Annotated in this window: 11 protein-coding genes and 3 pseudogenes; 8 read left to right on the top strand and 6 right to left on the bottom strand. The window is 71.0% G+C overall.

From position 1 onward, the window contains the following. The first annotated feature begins 68 nt into the window (after nucleotides 1–68). From E0F75_RS03770 to E0F75_RS03790, 5 genes are all read left to right on the top strand, one after another. Nucleotides 69–2,264, top strand: a complete 2,196-nt coding sequence (locus E0F75_RS03770; RefSeq protein ID WP_187620954.1) for a SpoIIE family protein phosphatase — start codon at nucleotides 69–71, stop codon at nucleotides 2,262–2,264. A gap of 234 nt (nucleotides 2,265–2,498) precedes the next feature. Then, nucleotides 2,499–3,749, top strand: coding sequence for a saccharopine dehydrogenase family protein (locus E0F75_RS03775; protein WP_187620955.1), 1,251 nt, complete (start codon nucleotides 2,499–2,501; stop codon nucleotides 3,747–3,749). A gap of 249 nt (nucleotides 3,750–3,998) precedes the next feature. Beyond that, entirely contained in the window at nucleotides 3,999–4,892 is an 894-nt protein-coding gene (locus tag E0F75_RS03780; RefSeq protein WP_229312464.1) for an MBL fold metallo-hydrolase, read from the top strand. A gap of 105 nt (nucleotides 4,893–4,997) precedes the next feature. After that, nucleotides 4,998–6,353: an FAD-dependent oxidoreductase gene (locus E0F75_RS03785; protein ID WP_187620956.1), complete on the top strand. Its 1,356-nt coding sequence runs from the start codon at nucleotides 4,998–5,000 to the stop codon at nucleotides 6,351–6,353. 243 nt (nucleotides 6,354–6,596) lie between these two features. Beyond that, the gene (locus E0F75_RS03790; RefSeq protein ID WP_187620957.1) at nucleotides 6,597–7,820 is read left to right on the top strand and encodes a cation:proton antiporter; all 1,224 of its coding nucleotides are present in this window, start codon (nucleotides 6,597–6,599) and stop codon (nucleotides 7,818–7,820) included. Between the two features lie 77 nt (nucleotides 7,821–7,897). On the opposite strand, the pseudogene E0F75_RS03795 reads toward E0F75_RS03790, so the two are convergent. The 3 genes and pseudogenes from E0F75_RS03795 to E0F75_RS03805 form a co-directional block, all read right to left on the bottom strand. Continuing rightward, a pseudogene (locus tag E0F75_RS03795) lies at nucleotides 7,898–9,082 on the bottom strand (IS1380 family transposase); the annotation flags it as partial. Nucleotides 9,083–9,272: 190 nt separating this feature from the next. After that, nucleotides 9,273–10,061, bottom strand: a complete 789-nt coding sequence (locus E0F75_RS03800) for a transposase (protein WP_187620958.1) — start codon at nucleotides 10,059–10,061, stop codon at nucleotides 9,273–9,275. Between the two features lie 42 nt (nucleotides 10,062–10,103). Next, the gene (locus E0F75_RS03805) at nucleotides 10,104–10,673 is read right to left on the bottom strand and encodes a hypothetical protein (protein ID WP_187620959.1); all 570 of its coding nucleotides are present in this window, start codon (nucleotides 10,671–10,673) and stop codon (nucleotides 10,104–10,106) included. 458 nt (nucleotides 10,674–11,131) lie between these two features. On the opposite strand from E0F75_RS03805, the gene E0F75_RS03810 reads away from it, so the two are divergent. The 3 genes and pseudogenes from E0F75_RS03810 to E0F75_RS03820 form a co-directional block, all read left to right on the top strand. Beyond that, nucleotides 11,132–12,151, top strand: coding sequence for a hypothetical protein (locus E0F75_RS03810; RefSeq protein WP_187620960.1), 1,020 nt, complete (start codon nucleotides 11,132–11,134; stop codon nucleotides 12,149–12,151). A gap of 13 nt (nucleotides 12,152–12,164) precedes the next feature. After that, nucleotides 12,165–13,250 (top strand): hypothetical protein, encoded by a 1,086-nt coding sequence (locus tag E0F75_RS03815; RefSeq protein ID WP_187620961.1) that lies wholly within the window; start codon nucleotides 12,165–12,167, stop codon nucleotides 13,248–13,250. 235 nt (nucleotides 13,251–13,485) lie between these two features. Beyond that, nucleotides 13,486–13,932: pseudogene (locus tag E0F75_RS03820) on the top strand (3'-5' exonuclease); the annotation flags it as partial. 154 nt (nucleotides 13,933–14,086) lie between these two features. Here E0F75_RS03820 and E0F75_RS03825 read toward each other — a convergent pair. The 3 genes and pseudogenes from E0F75_RS03825 to E0F75_RS03835 all read right to left on the bottom strand — a co-directional run. Then, entirely contained in the window at nucleotides 14,087–15,277 is a 1,191-nt protein-coding gene (locus tag E0F75_RS03825) for an acyl-CoA dehydrogenase family protein (RefSeq protein WP_187620962.1), read from the bottom strand. A gap of 321 nt (nucleotides 15,278–15,598) precedes the next feature. After that, on the bottom strand, nucleotides 15,599–15,799 hold the full coding sequence (locus E0F75_RS03830) for a hypothetical protein (protein WP_030314702.1): 201 nt from the start codon (nucleotides 15,797–15,799) through the stop codon (nucleotides 15,599–15,601). Nucleotides 15,800–16,156: 357 nt separating this feature from the next. Continuing rightward, nucleotides 16,157–17,648 (bottom strand): annotated as a pseudogene (locus tag E0F75_RS03835) (AfsR family transcriptional regulator); the annotation flags it as partial.

Consider the following 17,648-nt stretch of genomic DNA (forward strand, 5'->3'; position numbering starts at 1 on the left):
TCTTACCATCGGCGAAGCTCCCGCCGCCAGGACAGGCGGGCGACCGGGTCCTTGGATACGTTTCCCTCATGGAGAAGGACGTCTCCGCCTTCCTCGGGCGCCTGGCGCGCGATCTGAGACCGCGCTCGGATCAGTGGGCCGGTCTCCTGATGGAGCAGATGCGCGGTGAGCTTCCCGAGCTGTGGCAGCGCGCGGACCTCGCCCAGCGCGCCCTGAGCGAGACGGCCGACCACGTCACCGCCTTCCTCGACGCCTTGGAGCACGGCCGCGACGTCACCGAGGCCCAGGCACCTCCCGCTGCCCTGGAACTCGCCCGCGGGTTCGCCGAAGCCGGCGTACCGCTCAGTACGCTCCTCCGCACCTACCGCCTCGGGCACGTCGGCCTGCTCCAGCTGCTCCAGGACGAGGTCACCCGGTTCACCGACGACCAGCGGCTGGCAAACGCCGCGACCCTCCGGCTGATCAAGACCGGATTCGCGTACGTCGACCAGAGCTCGGAGCAGGTGGTCGCCGCCTACCAGGAGGTGCGCGACCGACGGGTGCAGCGCAGGCTGATGATCACCAACGAGGCGAGCAGGCGGATCGGGACCACCCTCGACACCGTCCGCACCGCCGAGGAGCTGGCGGAGGTCGGCGCCGACGGATTCGCCGACCTCGCCACCGTCGACATCCTCGACTCCGTCCTCCAGGACGGAGAGCAACTCCCGCCGGCGGATGCGCCGGTGCTGCGGCGCGTCGCCCAGCGGTCCGTCCTGGACGGCTGCCCCGACTCCCCCGTCGCCACGGACGAACGGCACGTCTACGCGCCGGATTCGGTGCCGGCGGAGGTGCTGGCCACCGGGCGACCCGTGCTGCTGCCGGTCACGGCCTCGGACGCCCCGCCGTGGCTCGCGTCCCCGGGTCCGCCCCGTTTCGGTTACCACTCGGTCCTGCTGCTGCCCTTGTACGCGCGGGGAACCACCCTGGGCCTGGCACAGTTCGTCCGCCATCGCACGCCCACCCCGTTCGACGACGACGACCTTCTTCTGGCGCAGGACATCGCCGCGAGAGCCGCGCTGTACATCGACAACGCCCGCCGGTACACCCACGAGCGCACCACCGCACTCACGCTCCAGCGCAGCCTGCTGCCCCAGCGCCCGGTGGAGCAGTCAGCCGTCGATACCGCTGCCCGCTACCTCCCCAGCGGCTCACGGGCAGGCGTGGGCGGCGACTGGTACGACGTGATCCCTCTGTCCGGCGGCCGCGTCGCCCTCGTCGTGGGCGACGTCGTCGGCCGCGGACTGCACGCCGCCGCCACCATGGGCCGCCTGCGCACCGCAGTCCGCGCCTTCGCCGACATCGACCTGATGCCCGACGAACTGCTCACCCACCTCGACGACGTGGTCATCCGCCTCCAGAGGGAGGAGTCCCGCGAGGACGGGGAGATCAGCGCGACCTGCCTGTACGCGATCTACGACCCCGCCACCCGACTCTGCTCCCTCGCCAGCGCCGGGCACGTACCGCCGGCCGTGGCTACGTCTGCGGCGACGCCTGCGGCCGACACCGGGACGACCGGCGCTGCCCCGGCAGAAGTCCCGAAGGCCGGGACGGCGCCGGCCGACCTCCCGGCCCTGCCGATCGGCCCACCGCTGGGACTCGGCGGCCTACCGTTCGAGACCGCCCAGTGGGAACTGCCCGAGGGCAGCCTGCTGGCCCTGTACACAGATGGCCTCGTCCAGAGCCGTACGCGCGATCTGGACGCGTCGCTGACGCTGCTCAGCGACACCCTCGCACGGGCGTCGCAGTCCTCGGCCTCACCGGACGAAGTATGCGAACGGCTACTGGCCACGATGCTCCCAGCGCGCCCCTCGGACGACGTGGCCCTCCTGGTAGCTCGCACCCGGGCACTGGATCCCGGCCATGTCGCCACACTCGACCTCCCGTCGGACCCCGCCGCGGTCTCGGGAGCCCGCCGCTTCACCGCCGACACGCTGGGCTCGTGGGGTCTCGACGAGCTGTCCTTCACGACGGAACTCATCGTCAGCGAGCTGGTGACCAACGCGATCCGCTACGGCAAGCCCCCCGTGCACCTGCGGCTCGTCCTCGATTCGGCTCTGACCTGCGAAGTGTTCGACGCCAACAGCACCGCGCCGCACATGCGCCGCGCCCGGACGTTCGACGAGGGCGGCCGCGGACTGCTGCTCGTCGCCCAGTTCGCCGAGCGCTGGGGCACGCGGCACGGCCGCGAGGGCAAGACCATCTGGGCCGAGCAAGCACTTCCGTAGGCAGGCGCGCCCTGCCGGGCCGCAGGTATCGAGTCGACCTCATCCCCACCAAGACCTTGACGGCACACGACCGACGACTAAACTCGAATTCGATTCGAGAATGAATCTTGCATCTTCGGCCTTCCGGCCGTCCACGAAACGAAGCTCGCCGCGCATGCCCGGCGACGACAACAGAACGGAGCGGGTCATGACCCACTGTTACGGCGTTGTGGTGCTCACGGCCGGAGTCGTCGCATGACGGCGCGGCGGGTCGTTTTCATCGGCGCCGCGGGCGAGATGTGCAAGGTGGCCATCGAGCGCTTCGCGCGGGCGGGGGGCGACTTCGACCTCACCCTGTGCGACATCCGGCCCGAGCTGCTGCAGCCGCTCGTGAAGAGGCTCCCGGCCGGCCGGGTCAAGGTCCGGCGGCTCGATCTCTACGACCGCGACGCCCTCCTCGACGTGGTGGACGGCGCCACCCTCGTCGTCCTGGGTGCGGGGCCCTACATCCGCACCTCCGAACCCGTGATCACCGCCTGCATCGAGCTGAAGGTGCCGTACCTCGACTTCGACGACGACGTCGAGAGCACCCAGCACGCCCTGAGCCTCACCGACAAGGCCCAGGAGGCGGGCATCCCGCTCTACATCGGCTGCGGCGCCTCACCGGGCATGAGCAATGTGCTGGCCGTGGACGCCGCGAGCGAGCTGGACACGGTCGACGACATCGAGATGTTCTGGACGGTGGGCGACGAGCGACCCCACGTGGGCAGGGCCGTGATCCACCACCTCATGCACATCGCCGCCGGCGACTGCCTGACGTGGGAGAACGGCGGGCCGGTCACCCACCAGTCGTACGTGGAGACCGGATCGGCGCCGATGGGCGGCGGCCTGGGCGAGACCCTGCTGTACGAGACGGCCCATCCGGAGCCCGTGACCATGCCCCGCCGCTTTCCCGGGGCGCGGCGCATCCGCTGTCTCGGCGGCATGGACCCGGCGCCGGTCAACGGCCTGGTCAAGGGCCTCGGCCAGGCCATCGAGTCGGGTCGGATGACCTCCGACGAGGCGGTCGACTTCATGATGGCAATCGTCAAGAGCCGCTTCGGCACTCCCGCGGGCTGGCGCAACGCCCTGGGCGGCATGATCACGCAGGTCCGCCGCGGCGAGAGCGGAGCAGGAGAGCTGCTCAGGTTCCTCGGGGCCTCGGCCGTCCGTCGTCGCTACACCTGGCGAGGCGGCCTGCTGGCCCGCGTCAGCGGTACCCGCAACGGGCGCCCGGCCGTAGCCGTCCGTCGTACGCCGGTCAGCGGGCCGGGGTCGTATCTCAGCGCCAGCATGGCTACGGGTACGGGCACCGCCTGCGCGGCGTTCATGGTGCTGGCGCTCGACGAGGCCGGCAAGCGCGCCGGGTCGTTCGCGCCGGAGGACTGGGCCGAGCCGGAGTCCTTCTACAACGCCCTGGAGCGCGTGGGGACACCGCGCCACGAGATCGTCGAGTCGGTCCTTTAGGGAGGTCCCCGACCCGGCCTGACCAGGACATCGCCGCGCCCGCGCACCCGGGAGGTCCGGGTGCGGCGATGCCCTGGTCGCCACCACCCCCGCAAGGCGGCCGTGCACGACGCCTGCTCATGGGCGGACCGGAACGCACCGTCGCCCGGGGCCCGTTCCACCCCGCACCCCGGGTCCTCCCCCCACGGGAGGACCCCGTGTCCGCAAGCCCCTGTTCCGTAGCCTGCGCCCATACGAAGGAGTGCGACCTTGCTCAACACCGGATACACGGAGACGGGGTACGGCGGCGGAGTCACCGTGATGGTCGGCGCGGAGCGAGGCGCCTACCCCTACGCCAACTCGGTCCTCGTACGCGGCGCCGCCGAGACGTTGGTCATCGACCCGTCGCTGTCACTCGTCGGAGCGGCACCACCCGCCGATGTGGTCCTCGTGAGCCATGCTCACGAGGACCACATCGCGGCTCTGGGTGACTACGAGACACCTGTTCACGTGCACGTGCAGGATCTGGCGGCGGTGCGATCCCTCGCGGCAATGGTCGAAGGCTACGGCCTCCCTCCGGAGGCCGCCGAGTACACCACCCTGATGCTGCGCGACCGCTTCCACCTCCAAGACCGCCCCGAGGCGACGGGTTTCGAGGACGGCACGGTCTTCGATCTCGGCGGTCGCACGGTGACCGTCGTGCACCTGCCCGGCCACACGGCGGGCCATTGCGGTTTCCTCATCGAGCCGGACGGCTTCCTCTTCGTGGCGGACATCGACCTGACGTCGTTCGGCCCCTTCTACGGAGACGTCGGCAGCAGCCTCACCGACTTCGAGGCGTCCATGCGCCGCTGCCGGGATGTCGACGCCCGGTGGTACGGAACGGCCCACCAGAAGGGTGTCATCGCAGGCGCAGCCGAGTTCTCGGAGCGCCTCGACGCGTTCGTCGGCGTGATGGCGACGCGCGACGACACCCTCTTGGCGTTCCTCTCGGAACCCCGGACCGTCGATGAGATCGCCCGCCGTCGGCTGGTGTACCGCCCGCACGTCGAGGGCCCCCACGTCATGCCGGTGGAGCGCCGGACCGCGGTGCAGCACCTGGACCGTCTGGCCGGCGCGGGGCGGGTCGCCGAGGTCGAACCGGGACGGTTCCGCGCCACGTAGCGGGCACGGTCCGGGTGTCCTGGAGTCGCCGACCCCGATAATCTCGACATGGATTCGAGTTTGAGTAATTCAGCATCGAAGAACAGGTACAGGGAATCGCGAATCATGGCCGCAGCGCAACACAGTGACGAGGAGACCTGCGACGTCGTGGTCATCGGCGCGGGAATGGCGGGTCTGATGGCGGCCACGACCCTCGCGGACGAAGTCGACGTCGTGGTGGTCGAGGCCGAGGACCGGCCGGGCGGACGGGTCGAAACGGTCCGCAAGGGCGAGTACTGGATCAACGTCGGCACCCAGTTCACGGAGGGGACCGGGCCGTTGATCGACGCTCTCGACAGGCACGGCGTCGAGATGGGGTCCCTGGCCGACACGAGCGTGGCTCTCGTCCTCAACGGTGCACTGATCGACACGTCCGACGTGCTCGCCCTCATGTTCCGCACCCGCATGAGCTTCATGGACCGGGTCGGCATGGCCCTGGTCGGTGCCCGCATCCTCTCCGCGGTCCCGTTCCTGGAGTCGGACGGCCGCCTGGCGCGGAGGGTGCGGGCCAGGCTCGACAGGCGTCCCGCGTCGGACCTCCTGCGCGGCGTCCGCTCCGAGCTGACCCGGGCCGTGGTCCGGTCCTGGTCGGGGCAGTGGATGGGGTGTGAGCCGGAGGAGACGGCGGCGACACAGCTCGTGGCGTCGATCGGAGTCGCCCTGACGGACCCGGCGAAGGTGCCGAACTTCGCCCTGCCGGTCGGGGGCAATCAGACCCTGACCGACATCCTGGCCGCGGACCTCGGTGAGCGTCTTCGGCTCGGGTCGACCGTCCGGTCCGTGGAGAGGAGCAGGGACGGCGTCGTCGTGAACCACGTCGTCGCGGGCCGCCCGGCGCGCATACGCGCCAAACGCGCCATCGTGACGGTTCCCGGGGACGTCGCCTCGCGGATCCTTCCCGACCTTCCCCAGAGGCACCGTGAAGCCTTCGATAGCATCCGCTACGGCCGGTACGTGATCGTCGGCTTCTTCACCGAAGAGGAGGGCCCTCAGCCCTGGGACGGACTCCTCGGCGTGTCCACGCCGCAGCTCTCCTTCCAGGCGGTGTTCAACCACGCCGCCGCCCTGCGCAGGAACGGCCCGAGAAAGCCGGGCGGCGCGCTGGCGTGCTTCGCCGGTGGCGCCTCGGCCGACGCCCTCTTCAAGCTCTCCGACGAGGAGATCGTCGGTCGATTCTCCGGGGACCTGCTCACGGTCTACCCCCAGCTCGAAGGGAAGCTCGGGGAGGGGATCGTGCGACGTCACCAGCGTGTGGTGCCGTTCTGGGCACCCCGGGGGCGCGAATCGTTGCCGACGCTGCGCGCCCCCCTCGGACCGATCCATCTCGCCGGCGACTATCAGCTCGACATGCCGTCGCTCGCCGACGCGGCCACGTCGGGCGCGAACGCGGCGAAGGCCGTTCTGTCGAGCCTGGGCCACTGATCCATCGGCTCTGTTCGGCCCGCCCCCGCCGCGAGGGCACGCGGCCGACCGCAGTCCTCGACAGAGCAGCGCGAACACCCGCGAGGAGGACCGGCCCGCGCATCCCCACGCCCAAACCGAGTGCGGCAAACGCGGAGTGTCCGGGGCCGACGCTCTCCCCCTCGCTGTGAGGATGGCGCCGTCGGCCTGGGGACCTCCCCGCCCCTCCCTGTCTTCTCTCCCCCTCCCGCTCTGCGAGTCGCCGTGATCGCTCTCCTCGTCCTCCTGTCCCTGCTGTTCCTGTGGACCGTCGTGTCCGACCGGCTGGCGCGGTGGAGCATCACCGCCCCGATCACCTTCGCCCTGGCCGGGATCTTCCTCAGCGGTCAGGACCACCCGGTCGTACCGCTCGACATGGACACCCACACCTTCCAGCGGGCCATCGAACTCGTCCTCGCGGTGATGCTGTTCACCGACGCCACCGAGGCCCGGGACTACGCCCGCCTGCGGGGCCCGGTCGGCGAGGGAAGACTTCTCGGAATCGCCCTGCCGGCCTCGGTCGTGCTCGCGACACTCGCGGGCGCCCTCGTCTTTCCCGGCAGGAGCTGGTGGCTGCTGGCCGTCGCGGCCCTCGTCGTCATGCCCATGGACCTCGCCCCGGTCCTGACGATCCTGCGTGACGAGCGTGTGCCGCTGCGGGTGCGGGCCGCGCTCAACATCGAGGGCGGGTTCAACGACGGTCTGATCTCCCCGCTCTTCGTCTTCTGCGTCGCCAACCTTGTCTCCGCCGAGGGCGAGACCTTCGGCGACCTCCTCCTCAACGCCCTCAAGGGCGCGGCGTACGCGGCGATCATCGGCAGCGTCCTGGGGTGTCTGGCCTCGCAGGTGGTACGCCGGGCCCTGGAGTCCGGGTGGGCCAGGCCGGCGAGTCTGCGCATGGCGGGGCTCGCCCTGCCGTTCCTGACGTACGCGGCTTCCGTTCTCGTGGAGGGGAACGGCTTCGTCGCGGCCTTCGTGGCGGGTCTCTGGTACGCGAACACGGTCTTCGTGATCGGGGGTGACTCCCTCGCCCTGGTGGAGGACGTAAGCCACCTGCTGGCCCTGGCCGCCTGGTACGCCTTCGGCGCGCTGGCCGCGGAGGCGTTCGCCGACGGAATCGCGCTCCAGGTCCTCGCCTACGCACTCCTCGTGCTGACGGTGGCCCGCTTCGTCCCGGTGGTCGCCTCGCTCACCGGGACGGACTTCACCCGCGCCGAGCGGGCCGCGATCGGCTGGCTGGGGCCACGCGGCGTCACTTCCATCGTCTTCGCGGTCCTCGCCTACCTCCAGCTCCCCAGGGAAGAAGCGGACTTCGTGGTGAACGTGACCGCCGCGACAGTCCTGCTCAGTGTGATCCTGCACGGCGTGTCGGCGGAACCGGTCGCCCGCTGGTTCGCACGGCATCCGCAGCCCGAGGAGCCGGCGGCACCACCTGGTCCCGGCCGATGAGGATCCCGGAGGCGGATCAAGCAGCCGTGCTCAGCGCGGACACGAAGCCGGCCACCGTGATCGTGTGGAAAGACGAACATCCAGGCCAGCAGGTCCAGGGCGAGCTGGACGATCTCCAGCCAGATCCGGTTCTGCGCGGTGTCGTGCAGGGGCAGGTTGCGCAGGCCGGTGGTCCGCGCGGCCCGGATGCGGTCCTCGGCCCGCGCCCGCTGGCGGTGTCGTAGCTCCAGTGCAGCGATCGGCATGACGGTGGTGTTGGTGGCGAAGCAGGTCAGCCGCAGTCCATCGGCGTCGGTGATCCGCAGCTGGACACCGGGGTGGGGCCGTTCCTTGCGGACGATCAGCCGCATTCCCTTCGGCCGGCCCTTCAGGCAGTCGCCGGACAGTTCGGCGACCCAGGCGCCGTCGCGGATCTCGCCGCCGGGCTCGATCGCTGCCGTCCAGGACGTGGCGGGAACCTTGAGGACGGCCTGGTGGATCTGCTCGGTGATGGTCATGCCGACCGAGTACGACAGCCACCGGCCGCGCTGGGCGAGCCAGGCGACGAGCTCGTGGGTTCCGCCTCCGGAGTCGGTGCGGATCAGGGTCCGGCGTCCGCGCCGGTACTTCTTCGGCATTTGGGCCAGGGCAAGTTGGGTGGTGGTGATGTGGTCGTGGCGGTGTTGCTGCCCGCGTTGCCCGGCCTGAGCAGGGCGGCCACCGGCTCCCCGCTCCCGCCGCTTCCGTGGTCGACGAAGGCCGTCAGAGGATGGTGTCCGAAGGTCTTCTTCCAGGTCGCGGTGGCGTCCTGCTTCTCGGAGTGAGCCAGCACGAGCACCCCGTCCAGGTCCACGATCACCTGCCCCGCGGCATCCGGCGCCGCAGTGCCGGCCAGCTTCCACACGTGCTCGCGCACGCCGGCCCGAGCGGTCCTGATCGCGGACAGGGCCTTCGGCCCGGCTGCGGCGAGGGCGTCGACGAGCCGGGAGACCGTGGGGTCGGAGGCCACCGGCCCGAACACGCCGGGCTCGGCCCGCAGCGTCCCGACATCCGCGAGGCAGTCCCCGCCCAGCGCGACCGCGAGGTGCTGCGTCCAGGAGGACCTTGCCTGGATCGTGCACCGCCCGCGGCCGTCGCCATGGCGCAAGCGCCGCCGACATCGCCTGGTCCAGCCCGGTCTTGCGGACCGTCTCGACCAGCAGCACGGCCCCGGCCTGGGACACCACCGCACGGCCACCGCCCTCGACGCGGACGCGTGGGTAGGACCCGATACGCTTCTTCACCTGAGAAGTGCCTCCGGCGGTGGCAGGAACAAGGACCTCGACAATCCTCATTCTTGCTGGTCAGAGGCATTTCTCGCTTACCTGCCCACCCGTCGGACAGCCCGCTTCATGAAAACGCGAGGCTAAGGCTTGTCCCGTAAAGATCTTCGAGTCAGTGGGGCCGTGATCGGCTGCTGCCCGCTCGGCTTGCCTATCGGCCGAGTGCGAGGTTGTGCAGGTGGGCGATTCCGTTCATTGCGTGATGGACGCCGTCACCCTTCAATCGGCAGTCTCGGAGGATCTTCCAGGTCTTCATGCGGGCGAAGGCGTGCTCGACACGGGCGCGGACCTGGCGGTGGGGAGTGTTGTGCTCTTCCTTCCAAGTCGGCAGTTCGCTCTGCCCGCGCGCGCGGCGGTGCGGGATGACCAGGCCGGTGCCTCGGTAGCCGCCGTCGGCGATCACGGTGGTGCGGCCGACTGCGTCCTTGGCTCCGGACAGCGCCCACGCCTTGCAGTCGTTGCGGTTGCCGGGCAACGGCCGGCCGACCACGACAACGCGCCGGGTATCTGCGTCGATTACGACCTGGTGGTTGGTGGAGTATCGGTAGTTCTTCGACCGCTCGGCCACGGTGTGGTCGCGGGTGGGGACCAGGGTTCCGTCCACGATGAGCACGGTGTCCTTGCGGAACCGCCTGCGGGGCTTGAGCGCGAGCAGGGGGCCGAGGTGGCCGAGGTGGCCGAGGTGGCCGATGATGCGGTCAGCCGCGGACTTCGAGACGCCGAACAGCGGTGCGAGCTGCCGTAGCGTCAAGTTGGTGCGCCAGTAAGCCGTGACCAGCAGTACCCGGTCCTCCAGCGGCAAGCTCCACGGTCGGCCTCTGCGGACCGCGTCAGCTCCTTCACGCCGCAACTGTGTCACCAACGTGTCAAAACAGCGGGGACTCAGCCCAGTGAACGGGGCTATCCAGGAAGGCTCCGACGCCGTAATCACACCAGACACCGCAAGATCTTTTCACGGGCCGCAGTGCCGGCTTGCGGGTAGTCAGGAGGGACATCGCTGCGGTTCCACAGCCCTGAGCAGACACTCGCGGTCATCCACGCTGATCAATCCGTCCGGAAGGGTTCCCTCCTCCAGCAACGCGCGCAGGTCGGAAGCGTGTGCGGCGAAGGCAGCCCTGCACCACTCGCGTTCCGGGTGATCGCAGTCCTTCCCGAACATCATCACCTGGCGTTCATCGTCGGCGTTGACGGGCCGAGACAGCTCCGCGGCAAGGACCAAGAGTTCTACCAGGTCGGGCCGCACCGCGATGCCAGGGACGGCTGCCAGCCGGATCAGGAAGGGCAGGACGGCCGGCATCACGGCGCTCACGCGGAAGGCGCTGTTCATCAGGACGTTCTCCAGTACGGGCAGAGCCGCGGGGCCGGCTACCTCATCCAGGAGACTGCGGAGCAGGACCGGGATCCCCGCAGGGCACCCGGGAATCCGCGACCAGTCGACATCCGTGCAGCCCAGCAGCGCGGGGTGGTCGCATGCAGCTCGCTCCATCTGCGGATACTCGCGGAGGAACTGAGCAACGACAACCTCTTTGGCCGCCGCATCCATCACGCACATCTCTCTGCCCCTGCCCGCACGACTTCGCCCCGAACGGCGTCCGCGAAACTCTTCCCGGGGCAGGCACCAAACGCAAGTGCCAGGCCAGTAGCCGCCACCTCCCGCCCTGGGGTAGTCGCGCCCCAGCCCGGCACTGGATTTCGGGACAGCCCTTAGCGTGGTGCACGCGCCAGTTACGTTCAAGGGAATGCACAGAAGCGTGTGAAGTGGCAATTGCCAGCGCCCGGACAGGGGTCACCGGGCGCAGGACTGGGGGCGCCGGCTACCGGACAGGGGCGCCTCTCGCGCCTCTGGCTGCGCGTCGCACCCCGTCGGCCTCAGCGGCATCAGGCCAAGGGTGGAAGACAGTTTGTCTTCGGGTTCGCGCCGTCTCAGTCGGCGGCCGTGAACAGGGGTGGCGTGGGCAGCCCCTCCGGCGTGTGTCACGATCTCCCCCAACCTGTGGGGGGTGTTGCTGAATGGCGCAGGACATTGCGCTGCGGCCGGTGGTGGATCCGGCCCTCGAAGACGCGGAGCGCGCGCTGCTGGAGAAGTCCGCCGACGGACTCTTCCCAGCCACGCTGCCGCTGCCCGAGGAGCCGGGGCTGGGCGGCCGTACCAAGGCGGACATCTGGACGGCTCTGGGGGGCTCCGCGGTGTGCGCGCTACTGCCGGTGACGATCCTGTGGGCGCTGATCGGCGTGTGGCCCGGCCTGGTCGTCGGGCTCGCGGCGCAGGCGGGGCTGATCTGGGTCGGGGTCCAGTTCGGGTTCGAGGCGTTCATCCTGACCGTCGTGGGCGTGCACCTGCTGGCCTGGCTGCTGATCGTCGTCCTCGGCTGCGGGACCGACGAGCGGCAGCGGGTGGCCCGGCTGCGCCACGGCCGCTACTACCTGGCCGAGGACTTCGGCGACGACTCCCTGCGCGAGCTGCTGGGCCACTCGCCGCTGCGCCGGATGGAGCGCGCCCAGGCCGCCGTGACGGCGGTACTCCAGTCGCAGGTCGACCGGGACGGGCTGCTGGACGACATCGCCAACGACGTGACGCTGCCAGCCCAACAGTACGAGATCGCCCAGCGCCTGGCCGAGCTGACCCGGCTGGCGCGGAAGGTGCGCACCGCTGCCGGGGACGCCTCCGGCTCGCGGGTGGAGGAGGTGCTGCGGACCCAGCGGCAGGCGCTGCGGCTGTCGTCGAGCGCGCTGGAGGAGCGGGTGGAGGCGCTGGAGCGGTACGCCGAGAACACCCGCGCGGCGGACGCGGCGTACCGCGAGTGGGAGGCCGTACGAGAGCTGGAGGAACTTGGCGAGGACATGCACGAGCTGGTGGTGAACACGGTGCGGGACGAGCTGGCCGTCGCCGAGATCGAGGGGCTCGCCGACCGGTCCCGGTTCCAGGACCTGCACCGGATGCTGGACGAGGCGCGGGAGGCGGGGCTGCTGGCCACGCGGTTCGCCGACGAGCCGGCCGACCGCCGGTCCGGCGACAGCGGCCGGGCGTGAGGGGGAGGACGACATGACGCAGACATCCCAGCCGAGACGCGAGTTCCACTCCGGCCGCGGCAAGAAGACCTTCGACCGGATCCCGGGCGGGTTCTACCTGGTCGGCGCCCTGGTGATCCTCTTCGAGGTGGTCACGCTCGGCGCGGTGGGCCTGGCCCTGGCCGTCGGCGACCCGAGCGACGACGGGGCATCCCCGGACAAGGAATCCCGGCGGGTCGAGGTCACCTACATCGCGACGGGCGACCACCCCTCGGTGAACCTCACCGTCGGGGAGGCGAACGGCAACCACGAGCCCCACGCGGTCGTCATCCTGCCGTACCGCAAGACCGTCGAGCTGGCGGCGGGCGCCGACTTCTATCTGGACGTCAGAAGCCGCGAGGACCAGGAAGGGGGCACTCTCACGTGCACCGTGCTGGTCGGCGGCAAGGTGGTCCAGCAGGCGCACAGCACACCGGACTCCTCGTCCGCCACCTGCGCGGGCAGCACCGCGGACGCCCCGCAGCGGGGCATCCCCGTGCCCACTCTCACCCCCGGCGCCTCCCCGCTGCCCGAGGAGCGGCGGCTCACCGGGACCGTCAAGGTGCCGGACTACCCGGGCGAGGGCTCGCCGGTCATCGGCACCGTCACGGACTCCTCCCTGGAGTACGCGGAGCTGGGCGGCACGTGGGACCGGAGCAAGACGCTGGATCCGGTCTTCGACGGCTTCACCCGCAAGCAGGAGGGGCGCCAGCGCGCACTCGTGAAGTCCACGCAGGTCGACGAGGACATCATGGCCGCGGCCGGCGGCACCGGGGAGCTGCGGGGCGTGGCGGGCGCGGTGATGGACGAGCGGCGGCGCTACGAGTACCCCCGTGACCAGGCGATCCTGGTCGACGTCGCCTCGCAGCCGCTGAAGGTCGACGGACATGACGCCTGGCTGCTGGTCAGCGAGATCCACTTCCACAAACGCGGGGTGCCGTCCACGATGGACCTGAACGCGGTCCTGGTGGTCGACACCGGGCGGGTCCGCCCCTCGGTGCTGTGGGTCGTACTGCCGGAGACGAACAAGAAGCTCTGGCCGGACCTAAACACTCTGGTCGCATCCGTCCAGGTCCGCTGACCTGCACCGATACGGGACGGGCCCGGGCGCGCGACGCGTCCCGGGCCCGTCCGGTAGAGCGCGACGCTGGCCGGGCACGGCATCGAGTCGGCGGCGACCAGGTCGACGAGCGCGCCCGACGCACGGGTGCGGTGCCAGACGATCGCGCAGTAGCGCGAGCGGAGCCACTGCTCCACGTGCTCGTACGTGGTGGCGGCGGCTGGCCATCCGTAGAGGCGTGCGACGTTCAGGCGCAGCACTCGCGCTCGCCGCCCAGCAGCTCCAGGAGGGCCGCCCACAAGCCACCCCGAAGTCGTCCTGTTCCCCACCTGGGGAGCCGTTCAGGACTACGCCGCCTACGACCCCTCCGGACGAGACCTCCAGCCCCTGGTGGACCTCGTGGACACCCACGGAACCCCGGCCATCCTCGCCGCCGTCGGCAGGCTCACCCACGAACTCCACGCCGAAACCACCGTGTCCACGGCTCACAAGGCCAAAGGGCGGGAGTGGGACAGCGTGAAGATCGCCGACGACTTCATGCCTCCCCAGGACCACCGAGCAGGACAACACGGGACGGCCGGTGCCGGGTCCGATCGACGTAGGCGAAGCACGCCTCGCCTACGTCGCCGTCACCCGCGCCAGCCACCGGCTTGACCTCGGCAGCCTGTCCTGGATCAACGAACACCCTCAGGGCCAAACCTGAGGGTGTCATCAACCCCGCACTCGGACCGTCGAGTCAGTTTGACGAGGCCCACTGGCGAACTCGTCCGACAACCGAGATCACCTCAAAGTGGACGACCGAGCATGGCGCCAACTACCCATCTTTTGTGCCAACTAAAAAGCCTCGTCACATGTCGCTACCGGCGGACGCGGGGCATGCCCAGGCCGATCCAGGAGATGATCTCGCGCTGGATCTCGTTGTTGCCGCCGCCGAAGGTGAAGATGACGGCCGAGCGGTAGCCGCGTTCCAGGTCGCCGTGGAGGACCGCGCCCGCCGAGCCCTCCTTGAGGGCGCCCGCCGCGCCGACGACCTCCATGAGGGCCGCGTAGGCGTCGCGGCGGGCCTCGGAGCCGTAGACCTTCACGGCGGAGGCGTCCTGGGGGGTGAGGGTGCCGTTCTGGACGGCGTTCACCATCTGCCAGTTGAGGAGTTTCATCGCGTCGAGCCGGGCGTGGGTGCGGGCCAGGGTGCGGCGGACCCAGGGCAGGTCGATGACGCGCCGGCCGTCGGTGAGCGGGGTGGCGGCGGCCCAGTGCTGGACGTCGTGGAGCGCGCGGATCGCCATCGTGCCGTGGGCGGCGAGGGTGACGCGCTCGTGGTTGAGCTGGTTGGTGATGAGGCGCCAGCCCTTGTTCTCGTCGCCGACCCGGCGCGAGGCGGGGACCTTGATGTTGTCGTAGTAGCTGGCGGTGGTGTCGTGCGAGGCGAGGGTGTTGATGATCGTGCAGGAGTAGCCGGGGTCGCCGGTCGGGACGAGCAGCATCGTGATGCCCTTGTGCGGCGGCGCGTCCGGGTCGGTGCGGACCGCGAGCCAGACCCAGTCGGCGGTGTCGCCGTTCGTGGTCCAGATCTTCTGCCCGTTCACCGTGTACGTACCGGTGGTCTCGTCCCCCTCCCGGACCGCGCGGGTCTTCAGGGCGGCGAGGTCGGTGCCCGCGTCGGGCTCGCTGTAGCCGATGGCGAAGTCGATCTCGCCGGAGAGGATCCGCGGCAGGAAGTACGCCTTCTGCTCGTCGGTGCCGAAGCTCATGATCGTCGGTCCGACGGTGTTCAGCGCCATGAGCGGCAGGGGTACGCCCGCCTGCGCGGCCTCGTCGAAGAAGATGAACTGTTCCATCGGGGTCAGCCCCCGGCCGCCGTACTCGGTCGGCCAGCCGACCCCGAGCCAGCCGTCGGCGCCCAGCCGGCGCACGGTCTCCCGGTAGAAGCGCTTCTGCGCCGCCGGGTCCGCGTAGCGGGTGTGGACGTCCTCGGGGACCAGCTCGGCGAAGTACGCACGCAGCTCGGCGCGCAGGCTGTTCTGAGCGGGCGTGTATGCGAGGTGCATGGGGCGGGCCTCCCGTGGCGGCTGTCCTGCGGCGGCGGTCCTGCGGGGTCCTCGGCGCCACCCGGGCGGGGCGACGCGCGACGGCGGCCACGGTAGAACGTGTTCCATAAATGCGGAAGCCTCGGAGCGGCTTCGGAGTGGCTCCGGAGTGGCTCCGGAGCGGCTCCGGAGCGGCTCCGGACGGCCCTCGGCCCCGGTTCGCAGCTGCCGAACCGGGGCCGTGGGGGTTGTCGAGGGGTACTGCTCATCAATCTGATCACTGTGGATCGCTGCTGATCCCTCCGGATCACTGCGGATTGTCGGCGCCTGGGCCGGGGCGGCCTACGGCAGCAGCTCGTCCATGGAGGCGCGACCCTTCTCCGCCATGCGGCGTTCCGCCCAGGCGAGGGTCTTCGGAGTCACGTCACGGCCGGAGGCGAGGACCAGGTCCTCGGCCGTGAACTCGCCCTCCGACCCGGAATGCAACAGCCGGTCGGGCGTCGGGAAGTCCCCCAGGGACGTCTTGTCGGGCTCAGCGTTCATGCCGCCTCCTACGTGTTCGTCCGGCACTCGCCATTCTCGTGTCCGGTCAGCGCGTCCGCATCCGGGAGCGGCGTAGACCGGTGTCTCCCGGCCGCCGGTACCTCAGCGCCGCCGCACCTCCCGGCCGCCGGTACCTCGCCGCCGCACCTCCCGGCCTCCGCGTCCCCGTGTCGACGCGGTCGCGGTGCGCTGTCGGTGCGGCCCGGGAAGGTCGGGGGTGGTCGCCGCCCGCCGCATCACCGCCCGCACCCGGCGCGTCACCCTCGGCGGACCCTCCCTCGACGGCTTCGTGCTCGCCCGCCGGCGCCACTGGATCGGCTGATCGGCTGACCGCGTCCGGGCCTCGTCCGGAGGCGGTCAGCAGGCCGGAGCCGCCCCCGGGTTCCGGACGAGCTCCGCGGCCGTGCGCGCGGCGAGCCCCGTCCCCTCCTCGAAATGGCGGGTGTACGCCTCCGAAGGGAGCGCCGCGCGGAGGGTTTCCTCGGCTCGCGCCCTGATCAGGGCCTCCGTCTCGGCGGTGAAGGGCCGGAAGCCGCCGTCCGTGCCGGAGCCGGCGTGGGCGTCGTACGCGCCGAGGAGCCGCGCCCCGGTCTCGGCGTCGCCCGGCCCGCCCCGCCCGCCGAGCGCCCACGCGGCCGTGGCGAACTGGGTGACGAGCAGGTACGGGGCGACCAGATGGGCGAGGGTCTCCACCTCCGCGACGGCGTGCGCCAGCCGCTCCACGGCCCGGTCGTAGGCGCCGTCGAGGCAGTCGAGCCAGGCCCACGCGCCTCCGGCGAGCCCCCAGAAGAGGCCCGGGGTCACGTCTCCGAACTCACCCTCCAGGCGGGAGAGCTGAGCCCGGGCGAGACCGGTGCGCCCGGTGTGGCCGTAGTGCTGGGTGAGCAGCAGCCGTGCGGAGCCGGCGACCTCGGCGCCCCACTCCCCCGCCGCGTCGGCGGCTTCGGCCAGGAGCTGTTCGGCCGCCGGGTCCCCCTCCGGGTGGAGCCGGAGCCGTACGGCCGCGAGGCGCGCGGTGTAGAGGGGCACCTGGGAGCGCGCGCCGACGTGGGCGGCGGCGTCCGTGGCCCGCTCGAAGTCGGCGGCGGCCTCGACGAGCCGGCCCGCGCGCTCGTAGGCCTCGCCCCGGGCGGCGTGCGATTCGGCGATGCCCCAGGAGTCCCCGGCGGTCTCGAAGAGGGCGAGCGCCTCGGCCGCGTCGTGGGGGCCGTGGACGACGAGCTTGGCCCGTACGAGGAGGGCGAAGGCCAGGTCCCAGCCGGGGGCGTGGTCGCGGCAGGCGTCGACGATCGCCGTCAGGGTCTCGTCGAGGCCGGTGAACTCTCCGGTCATGAGGCGGGCGAAGTACCACATCATCGCCGGCTGGCGGCAGGTCTGAGGAAGGCCGGGGCGGTACGCGGAGACCAGCGCGGCGAGCCTGGCGCGGGTTTCGGGGTGTTCGAACGAGCTGGCGCCCCGGCCGCCCTGGGTCGCGAGCACATAGAGCCGCCCGCCGCGCCGTGCCTCGGCGAGTCGCTCGCCGTGCCACGGCGGCGGGACGTCCGTACACAGGCCGTCGAGCGGCTCGGCCGGGCGGACGGGCTCCTGGAACGGGTCGGGGCCGAGCCGGCCCGCCTCCACGGCCCAGGTGCGGGCGTCGACCTGGTGGTGGCGCAGTTGCCAGAACCAGCTGAGGGAGTGGACGAGGCAGAGCACCTCCTGCTCGTCTCCGAGTGCGACGGCCGTCCGCAGGGCCCCGCGCAGGTTGTCGTGCTCGCGCTCCAGGAGGGCGGTGGCGGCGACCTGCCCGGAGCCGCGCAGTTCGGGGTCGGTGGTACGGGCGAGTTCCCGGTAGTACGTGAGATGGCGC

The sequence above is a fragment of the Streptomyces sp. CB02980 genome (genome assembly GCF_014451325.2).
Taxonomy (GTDB): Bacteria; Actinomycetota; Actinomycetes; order Streptomycetales; family Streptomycetaceae; genus Streptomyces.

Coding starts and splice junctions, on each gene's coding strand:
- E0F75_RS03775 (WP_187620955.1), top strand. CDS start 2,499: ATGACGGCGCGGCGGGTCGTTTTCATCGGCGCCGCGGGCGAGATGTGC.
- E0F75_RS03805 (WP_187620959.1), bottom strand. CDS start 10,673: ATGTGCGTGATGGATGCGGCGGCCAAAGAGGTTGTCGTTGCTCAGTTC.
- E0F75_RS03815 (WP_187620961.1), top strand. CDS start 12,165: ATGACGCAGACATCCCAGCCGAGACGCGAGTTCCACTCCGGCCGCGGC.
- E0F75_RS03810 (WP_187620960.1), top strand. CDS start 11,132: ATGGCGCAGGACATTGCGCTGCGGCCGGTGGTGGATCCGGCCCTCGAA.
- E0F75_RS03770 (WP_187620954.1), top strand. CDS start 69: ATGGAGAAGGACGTCTCCGCCTTCCTCGGGCGCCTGGCGCGCGATCTG.
- E0F75_RS03830 (WP_030314702.1), bottom strand. CDS start 15,799: ATGAACGCTGAGCCCGACAAGACGTCCCTGGGGGACTTCCCGACGCCC.
- E0F75_RS03785 (WP_187620956.1), top strand. CDS start 4,998: ATGGCCGCAGCGCAACACAGTGACGAGGAGACCTGCGACGTCGTGGTC.
- E0F75_RS03825 (WP_187620962.1), bottom strand. CDS start 15,277: ATGCACCTCGCATACACGCCCGCTCAGAACAGCCTGCGCGCCGAGCTG.